Source organism: Streptomyces sp. NPDC047917 (assembly GCF_043204345.1).
GTDB classification, from domain to species: domain Bacteria; phylum Actinomycetota; class Actinomycetes; order Streptomycetales; family Streptomycetaceae; genus Streptomyces; species Streptomyces sanglieri.
The window spans coordinates 139,703-162,811 of the sequence record NZ_JBIDCA010000020.1; the positions used below are offsets into that span (position 1 = coordinate 139,703).

A 23,109-nucleotide genomic window follows, 5' to 3' on the forward strand; every position below is an offset into this window, starting at 1 on the left:
CGGGTGCGCGAGGAGGGGAACATCGTGATCGCAGTCGTCGGGCACAGGGACCTCGGCAGCAGAACCGTGGAGCCGGTGGAAGCCGAACCGAGAGCGCGGCTGGACCGCTCGGCTGAAGGTGCCGCCGCCCTGGTACGGGCCGGGGCGGGGCTGCCGTTGGTGTTCGGGCGGACCGCCGGGGAGGCCGGGCGGAAGCCGACGGTGCTGTTGCCGGCCCAGGGCGCGGTCCCCGCCGTGCTGCCCGAGCGGGACCGTTCGGCCGCGGGCGAATTGCTGGTGCCGGCCGAGCACGTACGGCTGCCGCCCATCGATCCGGCGGACCGCAACGCGTGTGTCGGCGCCGATGAACGCCTGGTGGCGACCTGCCGGACCGTGCTCGCCGGGTGGGACGGACCGCCGTCGGACGGCCGGGACGCCACCGCGTATCTGGTCGCCTTCGCGCGTGCACGAGGAATCCGGGTGGAGGTCGTCCGGCCGGACGGTTCCGTGCGGGGGCGGGCATGAGACTTCCGGAGCGCGGTACGGGGAGGGTGGCGGGCGGCCCCGAGGCCGGCGAGCCGCAATGCGCCGGTGTGTCCGCGACGGGCGACGAACGGGAGTGCGCCGGGGCGAGGCGGGGGTTCGGGTGGCTGCTGGTCGTCACCGCCGCGCTCGGGCTGCTCGGCTCGTTCGTCATCACGATCGACAAGTTCGCACTGCTCGCCGACCCGGGCTTCGTGCCCGCCTGCTCGCTGAGCCCCGTGGTGTCCTGCACCAGTGTGATGCGCAGCGAGCAGGCGTCGGCGTTCGGCTTTCCCAACCCGCTCATCGGGCTGGTCGCCTTCGGGACGGTGCTGGGGACCGGCGCGGGGCTGCTCGCGGGTGCGCGCTACCGGCGCTGGTACTGGCTGGGACTGAACGTCGGCACGCTGTTCGGTGCCGGCTTCTGCATGTGGCTGATGACCCAGGCGTTGTTCGAGATCGGCGCGTTGTGTCTGTGGTGCGTGCTCGTGTGGGTGGCCACCGTCGTCATGTTCTGGCACACCACGGCGCACAATCTGCGCCATGGCGTTCTGCCCGCGCCGCGCGCCCTGGTCGCGGCGGTACTGGAGTTCCCCCTCGTGGTGCCGGTGACCTGGTGTCTGGCCATCGTCATGCTGATAGCAATCCGGTTCTGGTCGTACTGGCAGACATTTCTGTGACCGCGACCACGCCGGTGGCGTCATGACGGATCTGCTCGGCCGGGACTCCCGCGGCGGCCAGCCGAGCGGCGAGGGCCTGCGCCCGCCCGGTCGTGGCGGCCTCGGGAACAAGAGCCAGACAGGCGTGCTGACGGGCGGCTGCCCCGGGCTGCGGAGGCAGGATCCCGTTCAGGGCCCGCAGGCCGGCATCCGCGAATCGGGGGTGCGCCGTGTCGGCCGCGATGACGGTCAGCCAGGGGCGCTTGCGCCGGAACGCTTCCAGGTACGCCGCGTCGTACATCTCCCCGGCCGTCGCCGTCTCCCCTGCGGGATCCAGCAGCAGCCGTACCCGGCGTGCGCGGGCGTGTTCGTCGTCGATCCGCTGGAGCAGCGCCTTCATCGGGGCCCAGCCCGTACCGGAGGCGATCATCAGGAGGTCCCCGGCCGGAAGGTGGTCCGGCAGGGCCAGTGCGCCGCGCGGGGCGCTGAGCCGGACGGTGCGGCCCTCCCGCGTACCGTGCACCAGAGCATCGCTCACCCCTCCGGCGCCCCGGGCCCTCACGTGGAACTCCAGTTCACCGTCCGGATGCGGAGCACGGGCCAGGTAGTACGGACGCCAGGCCTGCTCCAGCAGCGGCGACTCCAGCGACGCGTACTGCCCGGCCTCGAAGGCGTACGGCTGGTGGGGCCGCACCCGCAGTACCGCGAGATCGGGGGTGCGCAGTTCGTGCGAGGTCACCGTCGCCTCCCAGCTGGGTGGTTCGGCGATCGCCTCGTCCGCGCCCCTGACCATCGCCGAAACTGCCAGCCGCAGCATCCTCAGCCAGGCCTGCTCCAGCTCGTGGGTCCACCGAGTGCCGGCGCGCACACGCAGCGCCTCGATCAGTGCCGCCTCGAAGGCCTCGAAGTGCGCGGGGCGCACACCGAGCTTGCGGTGATCGCGCCCCAACTGCTCGAAGACGCCGATCATTTCGCCCGTGCGGTGCAGATTGCCGATCAGGTAGCGGAAGATCCCGGCGAGATGGGCCTGTTGGAAGGCCATCGACTCGGGGAACAGCGACCGCAGATACGGGTGCCGCTCGAACAGGATCCGGTACAGCTCGGCGATCAGCTGCTCCAGCGGGTTCACCAGGGGCAGCGAGTCTCCGATCAGCAGTTGGTCGGCCGTTCCGTCGTACGCCTGCGGGGCCTGTGCGCTCCACTCCCCGGCACGGCTGCCGGACGGGGCCAGGATGCGTCGCCGAAGCCGCATCGCGTCATGCCGTGCGAGCAGTGCGTGGTAGTCCTCGCTCGGGGTGTTCATGGGCCGTTTGCTCCTCGTTGCAGCACAGTGGGGTGGCCGGGAAGGAAGATGTCCGGGGCGCCTGGACGATCTTGGCGGCGTCAGTATGGCACCGCGCCCCACCCGCTGACCGGCCCCTGGCCACAGGGCCTTTCGGCCCTGTTCAGGCACCGCTTTCCATGCTGTCGCACCCCGGCGGAAGCAGCTCCGCGGACGGGCACATACTGTTTGCGCCCCTCTCCCCGAACCGATCGAGCATGTGGTGAATGAGTTCGCGAACACCCCGTCGAGCACGACCCCGACGCGTACGGAACCACTCCGGTCCGCGGCCCCCGTACGCGTCTTCATCCTCGACGACCACGAGGTCGTCCGGCGTGGCGTACGCGATCTTCTGGAGGCCGAGGGCGACATCGAGGTCGTCGGCGAGGCGTCCGACGCCCGTGAGGCGCTGGCCCGGGTACCGGCCAGCAGACCGCAGGTCGCCGTGCTGGACGTACGCCTCGGTGACGACCGGGGCGGTGATCGCGCCGGCATCGAGGTGTGCCGGGAACTACGTGCGCTGATGCCCGAACTCGCCTGCCTGATGCTGACATCGTTCGACGACGACGAGGCACTGTTCGACGCCATCATGGCGGGCGCCGCAGGGTACGTGCTCAAGCAGATCAACGGAGCCGATCTGATCACCGCCGTACGGAGGGTCGCGTCGGGCACCTCGATGCTCGATCCGCGGACGACCGCCCGGGTGATGGAGCGACTGCGGGGCGGTGAACGGCCCCCGGCCGAGGCGTCGGAGGGATCGGAACTGGACGGACTCACGCCCAGGGAACGGCAGATCCTCGATCTCATCGGCGAGGGACTCACCAACCGCGAGATCGCGGAACGACTGTTCCTCGCCGAGAAGACCGTCAAGAACCGCATCTCCTCGATCCTCGCCAAGCTGGGCGTGGGGCGCCGGATCCAGGCCGCGATGCTCGTCGGCCGGGTCAAGGACCGCCAGCGGTGGCCCCAGGCCCCGAGGGGCTGACGGGTACTCGGATGCCGGTCCCGGGCGTCAGTCGTGGAGCGGTGCGCGCCAGGTGATCCGGGTTCCGCCGTCCGACGGCCGCTCGACGGCCAGGGTGCCGCCGCACAGTTCCGCCCGCGTACGCATGTTGGTCAGCCCTCCGGGGCGCTCGGTCGTGGTCCCGGTCGTGGTCGTGGCACCGTCCCGGATCCCGATGCCGTTGTCGGTGACGGTCAGGGTCACCGCGTCGTCGGCCGACAGCACGATGCCGATACGCGTGGCGCGGGCATGGCGGGAGGCGTTGGACACCGCCTCGGCGGCGACCGCCACCACATGCTCGGCCACCTCGTCCGGGACCGTGGTGTCCACCGGCCCGTCGATCTGCAGAGAGGGCCGGAAACCGAGGGCGTGGGCCGCCGTGCGAGCGGTCTCCGCCATACGCTGCCGCAGCCCGCCGCACCCCGGACCGTCCGCCGTCCGCAGATCGAAGATGGTGGACCGGATGATCCGGATCGTGGTGTCCAGATCGTCCACCGCCCGGCTGACCCGCTCGGCCGCGTCCGGCCGGTCGGCGATGGCACGCGTGGTGCTCTGCAGGGTCATCCCGGTCGCGAAGAGACGCTGAATCGCCAGATCGTGCAGATCGCGGGCGATCCGGTCCCGGTCGTGCATGACGGCGAGTTCCTCGGACTCTGCCCGCCTGTGGGCCAGTTCCAGAGCGATGGCAGCCTGGTCGGCGAAGCCCGAGACGAGCGCCACCTCGGTGTCGTCGAACGGCGGGCGGCCCGCCGGCCGCCCCAGGCGCAGGGCACCCCTGGTCTGCGCGTCGACCCGCAGAGGCACCGTCACCACCGGGCCCAGGCCGTCCTCGGCACCGTCGGCGAACGGGTGGGCCCGGGGATCGGTACGCACATCGGCGCAGTGCACCGGGGTCCCGGTACGGGCGGCGAGTCCGGCCAGTGAACCCCGCGCGGGCAGGGACAGCCCCGTGACGCGCTCGGAGTCCCTGCCGTGGGCCACGGCAACGGTCAGACGTGCCTGGGCTTCGGCGGCCTCCGAAGCCCGGGAGCGGGGCGTGGGGGCTTCCGGCAGCAGGATCGCGGCCCGATCGGCCCCGGCCACTTCCATCGCCCGCTCGGCAATCAGATGCAGCACCTCGTCGGCGTCCGTTCCCGAGAGCAGGGTGCGGGTGATCTCGCCCAGCGCCTCCAGCCGCCGCTCCCGGCGACGGCTCTCGTCATACATGCGGGCGTTGTCGATGGCGACCCCGGCCGCGATCGACAGGGTGGTCAGCACCGCCTCGTCGTCGGCGTCGAAACTCACCCCGCCCCGCTTCTCGGTGAGATAGAGGTTGCCGAACACCTCGTCCCGCACTCGCACCGGCACGCCGAGGAAGGTACGCATCGGGGGATGGTGGGGCGGGAATCCGAAGCTGCGCGGATGGTCGCTGAGATCGGTGAGGCGCAGCGGTTCCGGGTGCCGGATCAGCTCACCGAGGATGCCCTGTCCGCACGGTGTCCGGCCGATCGCGGCGGCGAGCTGATCCGATATGCCGACCGGCAGGAACTCCAGCAGTTTCTGCCCGTCCCCGACGATGCCAAGTGCCCCGTACTCCGCGTCGGTCAGGGTCACCGCGGCCTTCACGATGCCGCGGAGCACCTCGGGCAGTTCCAGGCCCCGCCCCAGGCTCATCACGGCATCCAGCAGACTGCGCATTCTGTCCGGCCGGCTGGGCTGGGGCCAGGCCGCAGGGCCGGCACACAGCGAGTCGGGCAACGCCCTGGGGGTGGTCTCTGTCATCGGGCGCCGCTCTCAGGATCCGTGTGCCGTATACCGGGAATCGCTCACCGGATCGCCGCAGGTCCGGGACCGGTCCACGGACGGTCAGCCTACGGCAGCCGCAGGACGGTTCCGGCCGTGCGCCGTCGGCCCGGTGGGGCCGGTCGGCTCCCCTGCGCCCTGGCAAGTAGGGCCGGTCGGCCCGGCAGAACGTACCCCGTCGGTCCCTGGAGGGCTTCGAGGGGCGCGGCCAGCATGGTGCGACCGGAAAGGTCCGGTCCGTCCCCGTGTTATTCGCCGGACCTTTCCGGCCGCTCACCACCGCCCGTACGGCCGGGCGAGGTGGTGCTCGGATCCCCGACCGGCCGGACTGACCCAGCGCCGCCCGTAGCCGTCCTCCGATCCGAACCACCCCGTCCATCACGGCCGCCGCATTCGTCATCCTGCTTACGACGCGATCGCCAGTGACCCGTCGTGCGGAGCCACCGCATCGTTGTGCGGAGCACTTCACCGAAGCCCTCGCAAGGCGTGAGCAACTCGCGACCGGTGGACGAGTCCAGCAGCCCTGCGGAATCGGGGAGAGCCTGGAGCACACCGTGACAGGCGAACAGGAGCCCCTGCAGGCAACCACGGTTGCCGCCCTGGATCGACGCGGACGCCGCTGCCTGACCGGCGGCAACGGCCCGATCCTCCCCCACAGGTCATCCGACACCCTCCGCGGAGGACCGTTCCCCTTCCCCGTGACTCGTTCAACGGGGCGGCCAGGAAGGGAATACGGCTACGCCCAGGCTTTCCGTCAGGTGCTCCGACTCCCGCAGCTGACGGTCTGGAAAATAGGGTGCTGTCGGCTGAGCTGGGGTGATAGGTAAGCGATGTGACAGACAGTCTTGAGTATTCCGCCCTGCTGCGACTGATCGACGAGCGGTCGGCCGCGTTCCGGAGTGCGGTTGCCGCCGGGTCCGGCCTTGACGCGCCGGTGCCTTCCTGCCCCGAGTGGACGTTGTTCGATCTTGTGCGGCACCTGGGTACGGGCCAGCGCTGGTGGGCCGCGATCGTCGCCGCGGGCCCGGCCGAGACAGCGCCGGCCAAGGACGTCGCGGAGGTGCCGCGCGAGCTCGAAGCGCTGCTGGCCTGGTACGCCGAGTCGAACGAGCTGCTCATGAGTGCGCTGCGCGAGGCCGGCCCGGAGCGCGAGTGCTGGACGTGGTGGGGCGCCGGTGTGTCGCCGGCGAACGCCTGGGGCGTTGCCCGGCGCCGAGTGCACGAGCTGCTGGTGCACACCTACGACGCCCAGCTCGCCGCAGCCGCCGTGCTGCCGATGCCGGCGGACGTCGCGATCGACGGCGTGGCCGAGTTCCTCGACACCTGCAACTCCACCCCGGCGGCCTGGCCGCACGAGGCCGCCACCGTCCACTACCACGCCACCGAGGGCCGCTCCTGGCTCCTCGCGCTGGACGGCACCGGTGCCTGGCCCGCACCCCTTACGGATGACGCCGCACCCGCCTCCGCCTCGGCCACGGGCACGGCCGAGGAACTGCTCCTCTTCGTCTGGGGCCGCCTCACGCTGAGCGACCTGAAGATCGAGGGCGACCAGCGAGTGTTCGAGCAGCTGATCGCCTGGGAGCCCGAGGAGTAGCCAGTCGACACCGTCGACGGACGTCCTCGATGACGTCCTCGTCGGTGAACATCGCGAACAGCTCCGCCTCCGCGCGGCGGACGGCCAGTACGGCCTCGTACAGATCGGGCCCGAGCGCCTCCCACAACACTGCCGAGGGAACCAGCGCCGGAACCCCGCAAGGGTCGATCCCTCTCCCCGTTGCCGAGCAACGTGGCCCTCTTTGCCCTTGATGAGCACATCGCCCGCGGCCCGGGAGGCCCATCGAGCATTCGAGCACCTTCGATGCGTGCCGGAAGCGGCGGCTGCGGCGCCCGTCCAACCGACCGAGATGCGAGGCGGGGGCCTCATCCGCGTCCTCCGTCGTGGCGTCGACGCTGTTGTTCAGCCCTCCGGAAAGAAACGCCCGATGGCCGGTCGCAGCCGGGCGGTTTCGAAGTCGTCTGTGGGCAGCGCGAGTTGTTCCAGGAGCAGACCGTTGATGAGGGTCAGCAGATCCGCAGCGTCGGTTTCGGGGTCCGCGGATCCGGCCCCGCGCAGTTCGCCGGCGAAGGCCGCCCGCTGCGCAACTCCCCATTCGTTGAGGCTGGTCTGCAGTGTGCCTCGGCGAGCGACTTCCAGGAAGAACTCGTACCGGGCGATGCCGGAGTCCCGGTCACGGGCCAGCGATCCGGTCACGTACTGCACGATGCGGGTGATCCGCTGCGGGACATCGACGTCCGGCAATTCGTGGAAGAGTACGCGCACCTCCTCGACCTGTTGGTTGGCCAGTCGTCGCAGGGCTTCGTCGAGCAACTGGTCGAGGGTGCCGAAGTAGTAACGGGCGATGCCGTGGGTGGTACCCGCCTCCGCGGCGATGGCCCGGTGCGTCAAGGCGCGAGCGCCTTCCCGCGCCAGCAATCGGGTCGCGGCGTCCAGGAGAGCTTCGCGGCGAGCGGCCCCTCGGGCCATCTGCGGCTCGCGCATGGGGCTTGTCACAGAGTTCATCGTACCGGCGCGGGCCCCGAATGCGTTTCTCCCCATGGAGGAACACTGCGTTACGACGTGTCCGCCGGACACCACCGTCAGCCACGGAGCGAGGGAAGCCATGAACAGTACGATCATCACAGGAGGGCGAGTACGCACACTCGACCCGAGCGCACCCGAGGCCGAGGCGCTGGTGTTGTCGGGCGGGCGTGTGATCTCCGTGGGCGACCGGGATGCCATGGCGGCAGCGGCAGGACCCGACGCCCATCAGGTCGATGCCGGAGGCGGCATCGTGATGCCCGGCCTGATCGACACCCACCGCATGTCGTGCATTTCGGGACGGTGGCGGGCGGACTCGTCGACCTGACGGGCGCCGTCGATCACACGGACATCGTGGCGCGCATCCGGGCCAGGGCCGCGAATACACCACCGGCGAATGGATCATGTGCACTCCGGTCGGTGAGCCGCACTGGTTCCCGCGCCGTTCAAGACGGGATCCGTACGGGATCTGGACGGGATCCGGACGAACGGCGTCTGCCTGATCGCTGGACCCCGGACTCGGCGACCCACGCTCATCACCCTCGTCATCTGCAGGGCGTGGCCGGCGAGGAGAACCTCGAACACCACCTGGGGCCCCCGCAGTCCTGGGCCGGGGATTCACCGCCGACGGGGCGATCATCGCCGAGCCCACCGGCGCCGACCGGCCGTCGACGTTCATGCCGGCCACTCCCGGCGTGCTGACCATGCGGTCCGCGGTGACAGGGCGCGGCGCGCTCGCGTCGAGGTGCTCGCGCATGCGCCCCCGGGCGCTGGCCGAGGAGCACCCCGCCGATCCCGTCGCCGCCGGCGCGATCGACGCCGCGGTGCGGATCCACAACAGGCTGCGTCGGCTGGAGGCCGAGCGGCTCGACAGCCGGACGGACCCGCTGTTTGAAACGGGCCGGTTCGCCATCGGCCTGAACGTGGTCGATGGCGGCGTGCACGGCAGCCGCAACCTCGCGCTCGTCCCCGACCGGACGACCCTGGAATACGCGATCTTCTACCCGCCCGCGACGGGCGTGTCCGAGAATACGGTCGGAGATCGCGCTCGCGGTGCGGGACATCGTGCGGCATGCCCCCTGGCTGCATGTCAGCCCTCCGCGCATCGACTGGCCGACGCACTATCCGGGCGGGCGTACCGACCGGGATCACCCGCCCTGCCGAACAGTGTGCACCGCTCGCGAGCGAGCGGCCCTCGGCACCTCGTTCGCCGGTCCGGGCGAGGTACTGCCCCGTGGTGAGGGGGCCGCCAAGGGGTTGCGGCGGTTTCGCTCAGGCGGCGTGGCGGGCCCTGTGGCGGCGTACTGCGAGGGCGGTGCCGCCACCGGCGGCGACCAGCGCGACGGCCACGCCGGCATTCGCGGCGGTGTTGTCGTTCGTGCCGGTCTCGGCGAGATCGGAGCTCTTGGCCGCTACCGACCGAGTGCTGTTGGTCTCGGCGAGGTTGGCGCCCTTGGCCGCTGCCGACGGAGTGCTGTGGGTCTTCATGGTCTTGTTGATCCAGCCCGCGTAGGCGGGCGCGCTGGTGTAAAGGCCGGGGCCCTGCGAGCACGGCACGTTCGGGGCGCCGGGCCCGGAGGTGACGCCGATCAGTTCCCAACGGCCGCCCCGGCCCTTTTGGACCTGCGGTCCGCCGGAGTCCCCGAAGCACGCCATGGCCTTGGGCACGGTGGTGATGGTGCACAGCCGGGTCCGGTCCGCGTAGCCGGGCGCGCACTCGGACTCGGCGCCCCTGCGGGTGTTCAGCTCCTGCAGCCGGTCCGGGAACTTGAACTCGGTGTCGACGGTGGTGCCGAAGCCCAGAAGCCGGGTCGGCGTACCGGGCTTCCCTGCCTGCTCGGCGATCTTGATGGGTTGCTGGGCGACCGGGCGGTCCAGGCGTACCAGCGCGATGTCGTTCTTGTTGGCGACCTTGTTGTCGCCGTTCACATAGCCGGGATGGACGAACGTCCGGTCGATCTTACGGACGGTGCCGCCGGACTTGCGGTGGTCACTGCCGACCCGCACGATGCCGTCCAGCTTGATGCCCTCGACCTTCAGACAGTGAGCGGCCGTCAGCACCCACTGCCGATCGATCAGCGATGCCCCGCAGTTCCCGCCGACCAGACCCTGGTCCGGGGCCGACTCCGGGATGGTCGCCATGAACGGGTAGCTCGCCGTGGAGTCCGACCCGTTGACGATGGCCCCGGCGCTTCCGGCCATGACAGTCACGCAGGCCGCGGCCGCGAGAGCACCGGCTGCAGCGATGCGGGTGGTACGGCGGCGCGACGACTTGAAGCTGAACACAGAGGGTTCCCTTTTGCTTGGTGAATCTGTATGCATTCAGCCTCGTTGCCTGAAACCTGCCGCACCATCCGGGCAACGGGTCGGTCAATGGTGCAGCTAGCCCCCTCTCTGCCCTGAGGACAGCTCGGGGGGCCGGCGCCCGCCTCGCGTGGGCGAGCGGTCAGGCGTCGCGGTGACGCCCGCCGCGGAGCACGGCATCCCACCCCCGCCGATGCGGGAGAGAGCGTGGCGCGGATCGCCATCGAGCGCGACATTGCCCTGCCCGGCGCCCCGGCGGGCCGCTTCTTCAACTGCCTTTGCTTCCACGTGGTCGGTCGCCGCGGCCTGCCGGTCAGATGCGGAAGCGGGGGAATTGGTTGCCGGCCTTCCGCGCGGCGGCCCGGCCCTCCCCCGCCTGGCGCAGGCGCTCCCCTTCCCGCTCCTGGCACTCGTGTTCCTCGCCTCGGCCCTCGGTCTGCTGCTCGGCTGTGACGGTCCGGGTCCGGCGGTCCCCGTACAGGTGCGGGTGCGACTGGCACCTGCTCCAGCCCCGCGTGAATTCGGCCCCCTTGCGGCGGTCGTCGGTGAACTCCTGCCCACGTCCTTGTACACACCGGCCGCCGCGCTTCCCGCCACGCGGGCTTCCTCCTGGGCGCCGAGCGGTAGCTCTTCCCGGACGGCTTGCCTGCTGCGGGCGGGACAGGCGTCCCGGCGGGAGATACCGATCGCCTCCAGCAGCGGCAAGCGGTGATCGCGGCCGAATCGCCGGGACGCGGGCCCGGCCGGCCCAGGTGCGCACAGCAGATCCGGCGTCGTCGCCACGACCGGGATACGGCCGTCGCCGCCCGCCCGGCCGCGGACCCTGCGCCCTGGACCACTACCTCGACCACCCGCGGCAACGCTGGGACGAAGGGCAGCACAGCGCCAAGATCCTGCACGAGGATCTCCAGATCCAGGACTGCCTCGGCCACTACCAGCGCGTGGAAATGGCCACTGCACCCCTGCCGCGCATGGAGCGGACCAAGAAAGGGCTTCAGCCCTACTACCTTGCCGGGGACCCGGACGCTCCCAACCTGTATCACCTCAAGCGAACGTGATCGGGGCGACACCCAAGTCACGGCGGTCTCCGGCTACGAAGATCCGGCCGGCACCACGTTCACGTGTACGCCGATGGGCCGTTGACTCACTTGTGCCGTTCGGTCAACATGGCCCGGTGACAGACCGGGCAGGACCATCACCGTTACGGGGCATCGCTCTGCTCGCCGTTCTGGCGGGAACACTCACCCTCTCCGCCTGCAGCAGCGGTGACAGCGGCGACGCCGGTGCCCCGGTGGCCTCCTCGGCCACGTCGGCGAGTCCGTCGTTCTCCGTCGCGGCGACCCCCGCGGTGTCTCCGTCCCCCACGCCTTCCTGTGTCCGGGGTGACAAGGACTGGCTGGACAGCAATCTGCGTGGGCGCAGCGTGACCGGCTACCTGCCCATCGAGTTCGGCGGACCACCGAAGCTCTGTGACCCCGTGACCGTCCACGTGGGCTATTTCGACGTGTTCTTCACCACCGTCACGGACGGGGCGAAGCCGAAGCGAGGATACACGGTGGAAACGGTCGACCGGCAGCACTTCACCGTCGACGGCTCAGCACTGATCAAGGCGAACCCGCCCTCGGACGGCGGTGGTTCTTCCTTCCCATGCACCGGGCGTCTGATGGTCGTGTCGCTCGGCAAGCAGGTGGGGCCCGGCGACATCAAGACCATCAGCTGGTCGCAGTACGAGGGGAGCGGCGCCTTCGGGAACGTGGGGATCTCGTTCAAGGAGAACGCGAGAATCGTCCGATACGACCTGCAGGCCCCGACCGATGCCTCCGCCTGCTGACCCGGCCGCCGTCGCACAGGGCACGAGAGCCGCTCAAGCAGGCCGGCAGCGGTCGCGACGGGGCATTCCTGGGGTCGGTCGTCGGGCCGGGTCGTGGCTGAGGCTGTTGAGCCTGGCTGTGGCAGCGTCGCCTGACACTTCGGACCTGTGGGGAGTCGGATGCTCGGCCAACGGGCACGTCCGGTTCGGCCGGCGGGGCGGGGAAACCGGCACCGGAAACGGTGCGCGGCATCCCGTCCCCGATCCGACACACGGAACTCGACCGCCACGGCGCCGAACTCCTCTTCCAGATCCTTACCGAACGCGAGAAGGAGAAAAGCGTCGCCATCGTCTCGAACGAGTCGGTCAGCGGCCGGACGAAGACCTTCGCCGATCCCCGGCTCTGCGCGGTCGTCGTGGACCGGCTCACCTTCGACGGCGCCATCGCCCAGTGGCAGCAGTTGGCCGACCTCGGACCGGAGTGGGTCTCAGCAGGAGGGAACAGCGGCGACGCGCCCGTCCTGAACATCTGGTTGGGGGCGTCATGTTCGTCCCTGCGGCCACGGGACGACGCGAGTGAGTGCCATCGGCTTGAGAACGTGAGCGGACTGTTGCTGGTGGGCAGGTGCCCGGCTCGGACACGCGGCAGGTTGAGCGACGAGGGTGCGGGGACGCCGGGAAGTAGAGGTCGGTCGCGTGGTGAGCCGATCCGGCAACGACCGCGGGCACAGTCTGTGGGGCAGTTGGCCGAGCAGGACGGTCCTCTCAAGGAGTTCGACAAGTCACCCTCCCCTCGTCGCGGCCGGCGGTGCACCCACCCTCACCGACTCCCGCGCCGCCGCAGAGCCCGCTCAACGAACTCGTACATCCACGTGTTCGGACGGGCCGGTGACAGGCGCGACCGGGCCGCACGACGAAGCTCCTGGCAGATGGGTCTCGGCCGGGATCACCCATGTCTGCCAGGAGCTTCGTGTGCTGCCCGACCGCGTCCGGCTGAGCCGGCGGGCCGAACCTCGCGGTTCACGACCGGACAGGTGTCAGCGCGACATCCGGTGTCAGTTGAGGGTCAGGAAGGTGCCCGCACCGTTCGGGTATTCGATCCAGACGGTGGACCGGGCTGCCGCCGGGACACCGGACCAGGTGGCGGTCAGGTCGGTCGGCGTGCCGGGGGTGACACGGGCGCGGTCGGGTGTGACGGTGATCTTGCCGGTGACCGGGCTGTCCTCGGAGATGTTGTTCACCTGGTAGGTGTACGGGGTGACGGTGTCATCGGTACTGCCGAGTGCGACCACGGCCACGAAGATCGTCCCGGCGTTCGGCTGCCCCAGGGAGATGGTCGAGGTGCCGTTGCTGTCGGGATCGGCGAACGCGGCTGACTGCAGAACGCCGTCGACCATCACTCCCCAGACGACGCCGACGATGGTGTCCGCCGCCGGATCGAAGTGCACCGAGATCTGAGCGGCCTTGGTGCCGGCCGGGATGTTCGTCTCGTAGTAGGTCTCAGCAGCGGTTCCGGTCAGGGTGGCCTTGGTGAGGGGCGAGGAGACGGGTCCGCGTGCGGTGGCCGTGAGGGTGCTGGTGGCCGGAGTGACGGAGTAGGTGGTCTCGCCGCTGGTGCCGGTGCCCTTGAGTTCGGCAGGGGCGCGGACGCTCTGCGGGGTGACGGCGATCGGGCTGCGCACCGTGGTGCGGCCGGAGGTCCACGTGAGGGAACCGGTGTCGAGGATTCCCGAACGCGCCGTGGTCACATCGAACTTGATCGTGAAGGTGCGCTTCTGCCCGGCGTGACTGAAGCGCAGGACGGAAGGCGAGACGGTGGCCTTGACGCCGGGCAGATCGGCCTTGGCCCGGTAGGTGCCGGCCGAGGTGGCGGTGACGGTACGGGTGACCGTCTGGGTACCGAAGAGCTCACCGATCGCGATGGAGGGGTAGTTGAGGTCGCTGGGGTCGATGGCCTCGGTTCCGGTCCGGGTGTCGATGCCGACACCTTCGAGGTACGCCAGCCAGTCCTGCTCGTCGGAGTCGTAGACGAGCCCCGGCCGCAGCATCGCGCGGGCCTCGACCTCGCCGGCGCCCTGGGCGAAGAGGTCGCCGTTGTTCTTGCCGTCAGCGGTCTTGGTGGGGGAAGCGGTGGTCATCATGGCCGACTTGATGCTCATCGGGGACCAGGTGGGGTGCTCGGAGAGATAGAGGGCGGCGAGGCCGGCGATGTGCGGGGTCGCCATGGAGGTGCCGGAGAGGTAGTCGAAGTCGCGGCCCTGGTTACCGGGCGGGGCGACGGCGGCGAGGATGGTGGCGCCGGGCGCGGTGATGTCGGGCTTGAGGAGATCGCCCTTGCCTGCGAGGGAGGGGCCGCGGGAGGAGAAGCCGGCGACCTGCGGGTAGGTGGCGCCCTTGCCGCCGCTGCTGAGGCTGGCGGTGGCGCCGTCCGTGGCGGCGTAGTCGCGTACGGCGGTGGCCTCCGGGCCGCTCAGGTGCACGGTCGGTATGGAGTGCAGGTCGCCGTCACTGCTCTCGTTCTGCCTGTTGACCAGGACCATGGCGGTGCCGCCGGCCCTCTTGACCTCGGCGGACTTGTCCACGCGCGCGGTGACGCCCCGGTCGCAGACGACCGTCTTCCCGGCGGTGCGCGCGGGGTCCAGCGTTCCCGCCGTACAGAGGTCGGCATCGGCGGCGTCGGCCTCGGCGGTCTTGACGGCGGCGGCACGGACGAGCGGTGTGGAGCCGACGGTTTCGTGCACGCTGGTGCTGATGCCGGTGTAGCTCTTCCCGTTGCCGAGCGTGACCGTGCCGGTGTGCGAGGCGATGGTTCCGGCGGCTACGGTGGTGGTCCAGGGAGCCGTGTTGTCGAGGCTGGCGGACTCGGGGCCGGCGTTGCCCCCGGCGGTGGCGACGAAGACACCCGCCGCGGCGGCGTTACGGAGCGCGGTCTGGGACGGGTCGTCGTACCCGCTCTCGAACATGCCGCCGAGGGAGTAGTTGATGACGTCCACACCATCGGCGACGGCCTGGTCGATGGCGGCGACGAGGTCGCTGGTCAGGCCGCCGTCCTGCTTGCCGTCCTTGCTCTGCCACAGGGCCTTGTAGACGGCGACGGTGGCGGCGGGGGCGACGCCGGAGACGGTGCCGAGGTCATGGCCGTCGACGGTGGCCCGGACGCCCGCGTTACCGGCCGCGGTCGATGCGGTGTGGGTGCCGTGACCCTGGCTGTCTCGCGGGGAGATGTAGCCGGCCCGGTTGGATTCGGGGACCTGCTGTCGCCAGCCGTCGGCGAAGTAGCGGGCGCTGACGATCTTCTGGTTGCAGTCGGCGGCGGCGAAGCTCTCACCGGTCTGGCAGGTTCCGGTGAAGGTGGTCCCGTCGGCCTTGTGCATGACGGTGGTGGTGCCGTCGAGGTAGGGCCGGTAGAGGTCGCCCTTGGACGGCTTCCTGCCGTGCTTGCCGCCGGGCTTCCCGCTCGTGAGCGCCGGGGCCTTGAACGAGGCGCTCTCGGGCCAGATCCCGGTGTCGATGTCGCCGATGACGATGCCGCGGCCTGCCTCGGCCGTACCGCCGAGGGCGGCCCACAGACCCTTGCGGCCGGAGAGGCCGAGGAAGTCGGAGGAGTTCCTGTCGTCGGTGGCCCGGTGAAGCCGGTCGGGGGCGATGTTGGTGACGCCCTTGGTGCGGGCCAGCTGGACGAGCTGGGCGGCGTTGAGCCGGGCGCTGAAGGTGTTGGTGGTGACGGCGTAGTGCCGGCGGACGGTCGCGCCGACCTTCTTGGCGACTTGGCGCTGCTCGGCGACCAGGTGCGTGCGGTAGCGCTTGGCGTTCGAAGTGGTGACGTCGAACTTCCGGCCCTCGGTGGGGCGGGTGGCGGGGAGGTCGTCGACGCTGCCGTCGTACGTGACGAGGGGCTGGTCGGCCAGCGTGATGAGGTAGTTGCCGGCAGTCAGGTGCCCGGCGGAGTCCGTCGCGACGGCGGGGGTGGCGAGCGGCAGGCTGAGTGCGGCGAGGGTGGTGGTGAGCAGCGCACCGATGGTGCCGCGGCGGATGCGGGACGCTCTTCGTGGCTGGGGTGTCACAGGTTTCCTCACGGTTGTTCGGGCAGAGCCGGACAGGCGAGCGGGGGTACTCGCCCTGGGTGTGAGTCGGCGACTTGAGTGGCGAACCGCCGTCGACGCGGGGTGCTCGGCAGGCGATTCGAGAGAAGTGAACGCTGTGCGATCACTTGGTGTCCAGATAACCTGATGGCGTGTTTGGCGCGGTGACCAAAAGCGCCACCTGCGAGGGACGGTCGGCCGGTGACCTGCCCTGTTCGCACCTGCCCCGGGCGACCCGACACGTGTAAGAGGGGAGCCTGGTTGTGCTGGAAGCAGTGGGCATGAGCGCGTTCGACGAGGGCGTGTACCGCGCGGTGCTGACGGGGCCTCAGAGCGCGGTACGTGATCTCGCGGAGAGCGTGGGCGCCGGCGCGGCCCGTACGGGGCAGGCGTTGAAACGCCTCGCCGCTCTGGGACTGGTGCGGCGGGTGGGGCGGGGCCGGTGGGAGGCGGTGAGTCCGCGCTCGGCCCTTTCCTCGTTGCTGCACCGCCGCCGGTCGGAGGTGGAGAGCGTGTTCGCGGGGGTGGAGACGGAGTTCGCCGATCTGCAGCGCCTGCACCGGGCCGGGCAGTTGCGGTCGGATCCCGGCGCCTTGGTGGAGGTGCTGACGGGCCACGAGGTGATGGCGCGAAAGGTCGAGGAGCTGAGCCGGGCAGTCACCACGCATCTGTGGACGCTGGACAAGCCGCCATATCTGGAGCCGGTGGGAGAGCCGCACCACAACGAGCGGGAGACGGCGACGACTACGGAGTGGCTGGAGCGTGGTGTGGACATCCGGGGCGTCTACTGCCTGGAGTCGATCGAACCGCCAGGTCGGCTGGAGTCGATTCTGAACCTGGCGGCCCTCGGGGAGAAATCACGGTTGCTGCCGCATCTTCCGTTCAAGGCCCGGATCGTGGACCGGCGGGTGGCGGTGGTGCCGTTGACCGGGGGGAGCAAGGACTCCATCGTGGTGGTCCATCCGTCCGGACTGCTGGACGGGTTGATGGAGTTGTTCGAGGCGTACTGGGAGCGGGCCGAGCCGTTGCTCTCCGACGGGCTGGGGGTGGTGGAGGGACCCAGCGAGGAGGAGCTGATGCTGGTCCGCCTGCTCCACGCGGGATTCAAGGACCAGGCCATTGCCCGGCAGTTGGGGATCAGCGTACGCACGGCGACGCGTCGGGTGGCGGCGTTGATGCGGAGGCTGGACGCGGGGACTCGGTTTCAGGCCGGAGTGAAGGCGCGGGAGCGCGGCTGGGTGTGACAGCCAGGGCCCGCCGTCTGGATCAGGCTCGGTGTTGCTGGTGTAGGGCAGCGGGTGGGCCCGCTCCTCCAGGAGGGTGCGGTGGGAGTGTTCGACCTGCCGTTCGTCTGCGGCCGGTGGGGCCGGATGCGCTCGGGGCCGATCCCGGCTGCGGTCGGTGTCCGGGTGAAGAGCTTGGACTTGTAGCAGGCACCGTTGTCGGTCAGAACCCGTTCGATGGTGATGCCGTGGCCGGTGAAGAACAGCTGGGCACGCCGTCGGAAGCCCATGGCGGTGTGGGGGGCATCACGGTGGGACACGAAGGCCTGCGCGTGGTGTGTTCCTGGACAGCTCCGTCGCACGGGAGGGCCTCGCCATTGGTCAAGGCCCTCGTGTCAACAACGCTCGTGACCGATATCCCTAGTTGGTCGTGTGCGTGGGGTAGACCTCGACGTCTGTGTAGGCGCCCTCGATCTCCCCCGCGCCTGCGGGCCACTTCAGGCTCACGGTGTGGGTCTCGTTCGGGGGCGTCACCAGGATGTTGGTCGGGGACGCGAGGCTGTCGCCGGTGTTGTCGATGTCGTAGGCGAGGTCGAAGACAGCGGCTTCGCCGGGCTTCAGAGTAGTGATACGCGGCTGGGCGTGGCCGCGCTCGATGGGATTCGAGGTGTTGTCGGCGTCCTTGATGTCGACGCCCGCGAAGCCCGTTGCCGAGCAGGTGACCGAACCCCGGTTGATCATGGTGATGTCGATCCTGCCGGAGTCCTTGTCGGGCGCGGCGTCCATGGCGTCGATGGCCAGGTCCTCCGTCTTGCAGAACGTGACCTTGCCGCCGGTGGCCGCGCCGTTCGCGGCCGACTCCGCCTCGGTGTCCTCACTGGAACCCGACTTCGTGTTGCCGGCCTCCGGGCCACCGGAGCCCGAACCGCCCTCCGGCTTCGAGCCCCCGTCCGAGGAGGAAGGAGACGAGGACAGGGAGCTCTTGGAGGACGAGTCCTTCCCGGAGCTGTCGCCGTCGCAGGCGGTGAGCGAGAGGGTGGCGGCGACTCCGAGGGCGGCGAGAGCAGTGATGCGGGTGTACTTCATGGTGTTCCCCCAGGAGCGGCGCGGCGCATGTGGTCGGAAGTATTTGTATCTCGCACCGAGTCACAGGCGGTCCTCCACTTCGTCTTCGTTGCGTCACAGGCGTGTTGACCCCGCGGTGCGCCGAAGCGTCACCGTACGGTCGTCGGCCCGGCCCGGGTTCGCCCTCCGGCCCGGGGTGCGGCCGTGTCCTCGCCGGCAGCGCGGTTCGGTCCCGCGTTCTGTGCCCATGCCCGATGTCTTCGAGCACGCCCCGCGGGTCCGGAATGCCGCGCGCCTTCGCGACGCGCTCAAGAACCTGCCCGATGACGCGCCCGTCCGTATCGGCGTGCCGGGCGACCCCGGCGGCTTCGAGGGATGCCAGGACTTCGTCCTTGTGGCCGCGCATCAGGTGGAGAACCGGTGGCCGGCCACCTCGACAGCGTCGGAACGTGCCGGGACAGCGCAGGCATCGACGTTGTTCGCCGACCGGGTGCCGGGCGCGTACGACCGTCCGGACTGAATCGGAGGCCGCAGCGGCGCCTCGCTCCGGGTACGGGGTCAGGTGGGGTCAACGGCGCAGCCGTGCCGGTACCTGCGTGCTCGGCAGCTGCTGCCGACACCGCTTCGTGGGCGACCGGGCCGTCCTCCCACCTGGAGATACGGCCCCTGCGACCGAAGGGCTCGTCGTCGATATGTCCTGTGACCCAGATCATGGTCTGCGGGTGCATCGCGGGCCCCCTGCCAGTGCCTTCTACAAGGTGTAGGCGACCGACGAGAACAGGGACAGTGCGGATGGAGCAGAGTCGAGCCCGTGCGTTCGACGAGTTCGTGGCTGCCCGATGGTCGGTGCTGGTCCACTTGGCCCGTCTGCTCGTCGGAGGCGATCGGCACCGGGCCGAGGACTTGTTGCAGGAGTCCTTGGTCAAGCTCTGGTTCGCCTGGCCCAAGGTCGCGGACGAAGCACCGGAGCCGTACGTCCGCAAGGTGATGACGCGTGCGGCGGCACGCTCGGGACAGCGGCGTTGGTGGGGCGAACGCCCCGTTGAGCAGGTGCCCGAGTCGGCTGTTGTCGGCGATGTGTCAGCGGACGTGGTGGAGCGTTCCCGGCTGGAGGCCGCGCTGGCCCAGTTGTCGCCGAAGCAGCGGGTGGCGGTGGTGCTGCGCTATTACCAGGATCTGCCCGAGGGGCAGGTGGCGGAGGTGCTCGGGTGCCCGGTGGGCACGGCTCGGTCCCATGCCGCACGCGGAGTGGCTCGGCTGAGGCAGATCCTGGGCAATGTGAGCGAGCCGGTGCGGTGAAGGAGAACCCCATGGATCACTTCGAACGGCAGCTGGCACAGATGATGCGTGACAGCGAGGCGGCGCCCGCACCGTTCGAGCGGAAGCACCGGGAACGCCTCTGGGCAGGGGTGCGTGTCAGTCATCGGAGACGGGCCGCGCGGAGGGCGGCCGGCTCCGTCCTGGCCGTCGTCGGCCTCAGTGTCGGCCTGTCCCTGCTGCCCGGTCATGCGACCCGGGTCGAGCCGAGCCACCCTGGCCCACAGCCCACGACGAGCCTGCCAACCTCCGCCCCGCCCGCGATGCCCGACGCGTCCCCGAGCCCACCTTCCTCTTCCTCGGGAGCCTCCACCGTCCCCGCGCCCCCGGACGGGACCGCCACAAGCGCGCCGCCGGCCACGACCGGAAGCACGGCCACGGCCACCGGGAATCCGCCGGGAAGCACGGAGGGCGCGTCGCCGCACTCGACCTCGGCCCCGCCCTCGGGTACGGCGACCGTACAAGAACAGGCGTCGGCCACCTCGTCCTCGCTTGTCACCCCGTAACGCCCCAACGCCGTAACCCACCGTCGCCCCGAGTGGCTTCGGCCTGCCCGGCACAAAGTCACAAAAAGGATAGAACGTGAGAAAACAATGTTCACTTGCCCTGAAGGACCTGAGCCGACTGCCGCATCGCTCATCGGTGGTGACACACCATCCGGAGCCCGTCCTGGACATGGTCATCCCCGTGTTCAATGAGGAAAGAGATTTGGAGCCGAGCGTGCGGCGGCTCCACACGCACCTGCGCGAGACCTTCCCCTACTCGTTCCGCATCACCATCGCCGACAACGCCAGCACGGACAGCACCCCGCAGGTCGCCGCCCGGCTGGCAGACGAACTACCCGAAGCGCAGTGGCTTCGGCTGACCGAGAAAGGGCGCGGCCGCGCGCTGCGTACCGCCTGGTCGCAGTCACCGGCCCCCATACTCGCGTACATGGACGTGGACCTGTCCACGGAACTGACGGCGTTGCTGCCGCTGGTGGCCCCGCTGCTCTCCGGCCACTCCGACATAGCCATAGGCACCCGGCTGGCCCCCGGTTCCCGGGTGGTGCGCGGCCCCAAACGGGAGATCACCTCTCGTTGCTACAACGCCCTCCTGCGCTCCGTCCTCGCCGTACGCTTCTCCGACGCGCAGTGCGGGTTCAAGGCGGTGCGACGCGATGTGGCCGAGCGACTGCTGCCCCTCATACAGGACTCGGAGTGGTTCTTCGACACTGAACTACTGGTGATAGCCGAGCGCGCCGGGCTACGCATCCACGAGGTGCCGGTCGACTGGGTGGACGATCCCGACACCAGGGTCGACATCCTCGCCACGGCACTGGCCGACCTGCGCGGCATCGCCAGGATCAGCGGGGCACTGGCGCGAGGCACGCTACCGCCGGCCTGGCCGCTGCGCGACGGCGGCGCCGCACCGGGCGGGATCACCACTCAACTCCTGCGTCTCACCGCCGTGGGAGCCGTTGGCACTCTCATGTACCTGCTCCTCTACACGATGCTGCGCCCGGTGGTCGGTTCCCAGGCCGCCAACGCACTCTCGTTGCTGATCTGTGCCGTATCCAACACGGTCGTGAACAGGCAACCCACCTTCGGCCTCCTCAGCCGCGCCGGTGTGCTGCGCCACCGGTGCGGGGGCCTGTTCGTTCTTCTGATCCACCTCGCGATCACCGGCGGATCGCTCGTCGTCCTGCACCACGCGATGCCCTCGACCGGGCAGGCTGCCGAACTCGCCGTACTCCTCACCGCCATCCTGGCCGCGACGCTGCTGCGGTTCGCGCTCTTCCGGGCGCGGGTGTTCCGCATATGATCAGGACCACCGCCCGTACGGCCGAGACCGGCACGCGGAGCTGGCACGCGAGGTTGTCGGAACGGCCCGCCACCACGGGCCCCGGTCTCCGGAGCCGGCTGCGCCACGCAGCCGAGCACTACGGCCCCGTGCTGGCCGTCTACGGCACGCTCAAGCTCATCGGCTTCGCCTCCTTCATGTGGCTGCTGCACTCCGCCGGGGACTACCGCGCGAAGAACCCGCGCTTCGGCGGCGGCGCCCATCCGTGGGACGTCCTGGCCAGCTGGGACGGCTGGTGGTACCAGCAGATCGCCGTGCACGGGTACGACCCTCGGCTGGTCCCGATACCCGGCGCCACCGGCCCGATCACCCTCGAAGGGAACTCAGCGGCGTTCTTCCCGCTCTACCCGGCGCTGATGCGGCTGGTCTCCGAGCTCACCGGCCTCGGCCCGTACGGCGCCGGCCTGCTGGTCTCCGTCGTCGCCTCCTTGACCGCCGCCCTGGGCATCTACGCCATCACCGAACGCCTCGGCGGCAGACGGGCCGGACTGGCCGCGGCCGGCCTCTGGGCCGTCTGGCCAGGCTCCGGCGTGGAGTGGGCGGTCTACTCCGACTCCCTCTACGTGGCCCTGGCCGTCTGGGCCTGCCATGCCGTTCTGAGCCGTCGCTGGCTCACCGCCGGTCTCCTCACCTGCGTAGCAGGGCTCAACCGCCCCACCGCCGTGGCGCTGATCGCCGCCGTCGGCTTCGCGGCCCTGCTCGCGCTCCACCGCCGCCAGGACGGCGTCCTGCGTCCGGCGACCGCGATGGCCGTCGCCCCACTCGGCCTCCTTGCCTATCTCGGCTGGGTGGGTCACCGAATGGGCGACTACAGCGGCTACTTCAGACTTCAGTCGGGTGCCTGGGCCCACGAGTGGGACTATGGCCGACACACCCTCGACGTCCTCACGTCCGTCCCGGTGGGCCACTCCGACTATCTCTCCGCCTGGCCCTTCGCGGACCTGATCGGCATCGGTGTCGTCCTGCTCGCGCTCGCGCTGCTCCCGCTGCTGATCCGGCTTCATCCCCCAGCCGTCCTGACGGTCTACACCGTTCTCACTCTCGCCCTCGTCCTGGGCAGCCAGCAGATATTCGGCAACGTCTCGCGCTATCTGCTCCCCCTCTTTCCGCTCTTCCTCCCCCTCGCCCTCGCCCTGCGCCGCCTCGGCCCGGCCCACCAGTTCACGCTCCTCGGCATCGCGGCCCTGGCTTCCGGCTCGTACGCGGGCTACGGCCTCTTCGAGCTCGGCGTCCCGTAACCGATGTCCGTGGAAAGGGGGCCCGATGACCACGACCCCGCCCACCGCCGAGCAACCAGGCTTGAGGCCGGCCCACCGTAATCCCGCGGCCACGAACGCCTCCTGGACGGCCGTCTCGCCCCGCCCGACGAGGGGGGCGTGACGGTGTTGGCAGCCGCTGCGGCCGTACGAAACCGCCCCTCCCGCGCGCTGCGGGAGGGGCGAGATCCCGCAAGTCCGGGACCACACTTTCCGACCAGGAACGCTACTCGGCCGGATGACCCGAAGCGCGGCGCCGACTACAGCAGTTCGCGGACCAAGCGGGCCACGTTCGCGCACGCCGAGACCGCCGCCAGGACCACCCGCCACCCGCACAGACCACGATGTCCTGTCCCGGGATCAGGG

20 protein-coding genes and 1 pseudogene are annotated in these 23,109 nt (G+C 70.2%); 14 read left to right on the plus strand and 7 right to left on the minus strand.

The features are described from left to right. The first annotated feature begins 24 nt into the window (after positions 1-24). Positions 25-504: a hypothetical protein gene (locus ACGF8B_RS38220; RefSeq protein WP_392747109.1), complete on the plus strand. Its 480-nt coding sequence runs from the start codon at positions 25-27 to the stop codon at positions 502-504. Further along, on the plus strand, positions 501-1,181 hold the full coding sequence (locus ACGF8B_RS38225) for a vitamin K epoxide reductase family protein (RefSeq protein WP_392747110.1): 681 nt from the start codon (positions 501-503) through the stop codon (positions 1,179-1,181). The genes ACGF8B_RS38220 and ACGF8B_RS38225 overlap by 4 nt, the downstream gene beginning before the upstream one ends. Here the strand turns inward: ACGF8B_RS38225 and ACGF8B_RS38230 are convergent. Beyond that, positions 1,132-2,463, minus strand: a complete 1,332-nt coding sequence (locus ACGF8B_RS38230) for a globin domain-containing protein (RefSeq protein WP_392747111.1) — start codon at positions 2,461-2,463, stop codon at positions 1,132-1,134. The genes ACGF8B_RS38225 and ACGF8B_RS38230 overlap by 50 nt on opposite strands. 325 nt (positions 2,464-2,788) lie before the next feature. Between ACGF8B_RS38230 and ACGF8B_RS38235 the strand changes: the two genes are divergently transcribed. Continuing rightward, positions 2,789-3,466 (plus strand): response regulator, encoded by a 678-nt coding sequence (locus ACGF8B_RS38235; RefSeq protein ID WP_392747152.1) that lies wholly within the window; start codon positions 2,789-2,791, stop codon positions 3,464-3,466. A gap of 27 nt (positions 3,467-3,493) precedes the next feature. On the opposite strand, the gene ACGF8B_RS38240 is transcribed toward ACGF8B_RS38235, so the two are convergent. Then, positions 3,494-5,161: a GAF domain-containing protein gene (locus tag ACGF8B_RS38240; RefSeq protein ID WP_392747113.1), complete on the minus strand. Its 1,668-nt coding sequence runs from the start codon at positions 5,159-5,161 to the stop codon at positions 3,494-3,496. A gap of 937 nt (positions 5,162-6,098) precedes the next feature. Here ACGF8B_RS38240 and ACGF8B_RS38245 point away from each other — a divergent pair. Continuing rightward, positions 6,099-6,860: a maleylpyruvate isomerase family mycothiol-dependent enzyme gene (locus tag ACGF8B_RS38245; RefSeq protein ID WP_392747114.1), complete on the plus strand. Its 762-nt coding sequence runs from the start codon at positions 6,099-6,101 to the stop codon at positions 6,858-6,860. A 363-nt stretch (positions 6,861-7,223) separates the two neighbouring features. On the opposite strand, the gene ACGF8B_RS38250 is transcribed toward ACGF8B_RS38245, so the two are convergent. Then, positions 7,224-7,817 carry a TetR/AcrR family transcriptional regulator gene (locus ACGF8B_RS38250; RefSeq protein ID WP_392747116.1) on the minus strand — a complete coding sequence of 198 codons (594 nt, stop codon included), beginning with the start codon at positions 7,815-7,817 and terminating at the stop codon, positions 7,224-7,226. Between the two features lie 109 nt (positions 7,818-7,926). Here ACGF8B_RS38250 and ACGF8B_RS38255 point away from each other — a divergent pair, with 109 nt between their 5' ends. Beyond that, positions 7,927-8,172, plus strand: a complete 246-nt coding sequence (locus ACGF8B_RS38255; RefSeq protein ID WP_392747118.1) for a hypothetical protein — start codon at positions 7,927-7,929, stop codon at positions 8,170-8,172. Between the two features lie 427 nt (positions 8,173-8,599). Next, the gene (locus ACGF8B_RS38260; RefSeq protein WP_392747120.1) at positions 8,600-9,085 is read left to right on the plus strand and encodes a hypothetical protein; all 486 of its coding nucleotides are present in this window, start codon (positions 8,600-8,602) and stop codon (positions 9,083-9,085) included. 31 nt (positions 9,086-9,116) lie between these two features. On the opposite strand, the gene ACGF8B_RS38265 is transcribed toward ACGF8B_RS38260, so the two are convergent. Beyond that, the gene (locus ACGF8B_RS38265; RefSeq protein ID WP_392747121.1) at positions 9,117-10,130 is read right to left on the minus strand and encodes a S1 family peptidase; all 1,014 of its coding nucleotides are present in this window, start codon (positions 10,128-10,130) and stop codon (positions 9,117-9,119) included. 770 nt (positions 10,131-10,900) lie between these two features. On the opposite strand from ACGF8B_RS38265, the gene ACGF8B_RS38270 reads away from it, so the two are divergent. From ACGF8B_RS38270 to ACGF8B_RS38280, 3 genes and pseudogenes are all read left to right on the plus strand, one after another. Then, the gene (locus tag ACGF8B_RS38270) at positions 10,901-11,206 is read left to right on the plus strand and encodes a hypothetical protein (protein WP_392747123.1); all 306 of its coding nucleotides are present in this window, start codon (positions 10,901-10,903) and stop codon (positions 11,204-11,206) included. A gap of 116 nt (positions 11,207-11,322) precedes the next feature. Then, on the plus strand, positions 11,323-11,979 hold the full coding sequence (locus ACGF8B_RS38275; protein WP_392747125.1) for a hypothetical protein: 657 nt from the start codon (positions 11,323-11,325) through the stop codon (positions 11,977-11,979). A gap of 248 nt (positions 11,980-12,227) precedes the next feature. Further along, positions 12,228-12,410: pseudogene (locus ACGF8B_RS38280) on the plus strand (ATP-binding protein); the annotation flags it as partial. Positions 12,411-13,013: 603 nt separating this feature from the next. Here ACGF8B_RS38280 and ACGF8B_RS38285 read toward each other — a convergent pair. Then, positions 13,014-16,022, minus strand: coding sequence for a S8 family serine peptidase (locus tag ACGF8B_RS38285; RefSeq protein ID WP_392747126.1), 3,009 nt, complete (start codon positions 16,020-16,022; stop codon positions 13,014-13,016). A gap of 299 nt (positions 16,023-16,321) precedes the next feature. Here ACGF8B_RS38285 and ACGF8B_RS38290 point away from each other — a divergent pair, with 299 nt between their 5' ends. Next, positions 16,322-17,284: a transcriptional regulator gene (locus tag ACGF8B_RS38290; protein WP_392747128.1), complete on the plus strand. Its 963-nt coding sequence runs from the start codon at positions 16,322-16,324 to the stop codon at positions 17,282-17,284. A gap of 399 nt (positions 17,285-17,683) precedes the next feature. On the opposite strand, the gene ACGF8B_RS38295 is transcribed toward ACGF8B_RS38290, so the two are convergent. Then, positions 17,684-18,349, minus strand: coding sequence for a DUF4232 domain-containing protein (locus tag ACGF8B_RS38295; protein ID WP_392747129.1), 666 nt, complete (start codon positions 18,347-18,349; stop codon positions 17,684-17,686). Positions 18,350-18,575: 226 nt separating this feature from the next. Between ACGF8B_RS38295 and ACGF8B_RS38300 the strand changes: the two genes are divergently transcribed. Both ACGF8B_RS38300 and ACGF8B_RS38305 read left to right on the plus strand, forming a co-directional pair. After that, positions 18,576-18,848, plus strand: a complete 273-nt coding sequence (locus ACGF8B_RS38300; RefSeq protein ID WP_392747130.1) for a DUF6225 family protein — start codon at positions 18,576-18,578, stop codon at positions 18,846-18,848. 272 nt (positions 18,849-19,120) lie between these two features. After that, positions 19,121-19,627: a SigE family RNA polymerase sigma factor gene (locus ACGF8B_RS38305; RefSeq protein ID WP_392747132.1), complete on the plus strand. Its 507-nt coding sequence runs from the start codon at positions 19,121-19,123 to the stop codon at positions 19,625-19,627. Between the two features lie 205 nt (positions 19,628-19,832). Here ACGF8B_RS38305 and ACGF8B_RS38310 read toward each other — a convergent pair whose 3' ends face one another. Beyond that, complete coding sequence (locus ACGF8B_RS38310) at positions 19,833-20,144, minus strand: hypothetical protein (RefSeq protein WP_392747134.1); 312 nt, start codon at positions 20,142-20,144, stop codon at positions 19,833-19,835. A gap of 176 nt (positions 20,145-20,320) precedes the next feature. Here ACGF8B_RS38310 and ACGF8B_RS38315 point away from each other — a divergent pair, with 176 nt between their 5' ends. Further along, a complete protein-coding gene (locus ACGF8B_RS38315; RefSeq protein WP_392747153.1) occupies positions 20,321-21,448 on the plus strand; it encodes a glycosyltransferase in 1,128 nt (375 codons plus the stop codon). Next, the gene (locus ACGF8B_RS38320) at positions 21,445-22,725 is read left to right on the plus strand and encodes a glycosyltransferase family 39 protein (protein WP_392747135.1); all 1,281 of its coding nucleotides are present in this window, start codon (positions 21,445-21,447) and stop codon (positions 22,723-22,725) included. The genes ACGF8B_RS38315 and ACGF8B_RS38320 overlap by 4 nt, the downstream gene beginning before the upstream one ends. Positions 22,726-23,109: the final 384 nt, after the last annotated feature.

Coding starts and splice junctions, on each gene's coding strand:
- ACGF8B_RS38225 (WP_392747110.1), top strand. CDS start 501: ATGAGACTTCCGGAGCGCGGTACGGGGAGGGTGGCGGGCGGCCCCGAG.
- ACGF8B_RS38320 (WP_392747135.1), top strand. CDS start 21,445: ATGATCAGGACCACCGCCCGTACGGCCGAGACCGGCACGCGGAGCTGG.
- ACGF8B_RS38240 (WP_392747113.1), bottom strand. CDS start 5,161: ATGCGCAGTCTGCTGGATGCCGTGATGAGCCTGGGGCGGGGCCTGGAA.
- ACGF8B_RS38295 (WP_392747129.1), bottom strand. CDS start 18,349: ATGAAGTACACCCGCATCACTGCTCTCGCCGCCCTCGGAGTCGCCGCC.
- ACGF8B_RS38290 (WP_392747128.1), top strand. CDS start 16,322: ATGAGCGCGTTCGACGAGGGCGTGTACCGCGCGGTGCTGACGGGGCCT.
- ACGF8B_RS38300 (WP_392747130.1), top strand. CDS start 18,576: ATGCCCGATGTCTTCGAGCACGCCCCGCGGGTCCGGAATGCCGCGCGC.
- ACGF8B_RS38230 (WP_392747111.1), bottom strand. CDS start 2,463: ATGAACACCCCGAGCGAGGACTACCACGCACTGCTCGCACGGCATGAC.
- ACGF8B_RS38305 (WP_392747132.1), top strand. CDS start 19,121: ATGGAGCAGAGTCGAGCCCGTGCGTTCGACGAGTTCGTGGCTGCCCGA.
- ACGF8B_RS38315 (WP_392747153.1), top strand. CDS start 20,321: ATGGTCATCCCCGTGTTCAATGAGGAAAGAGATTTGGAGCCGAGCGTG.
- ACGF8B_RS38260 (WP_392747120.1), top strand. CDS start 8,600: ATGCGCCCCCGGGCGCTGGCCGAGGAGCACCCCGCCGATCCCGTCGCC.
- ACGF8B_RS38255 (WP_392747118.1), top strand. CDS start 7,927: ATGAACAGTACGATCATCACAGGAGGGCGAGTACGCACACTCGACCCG.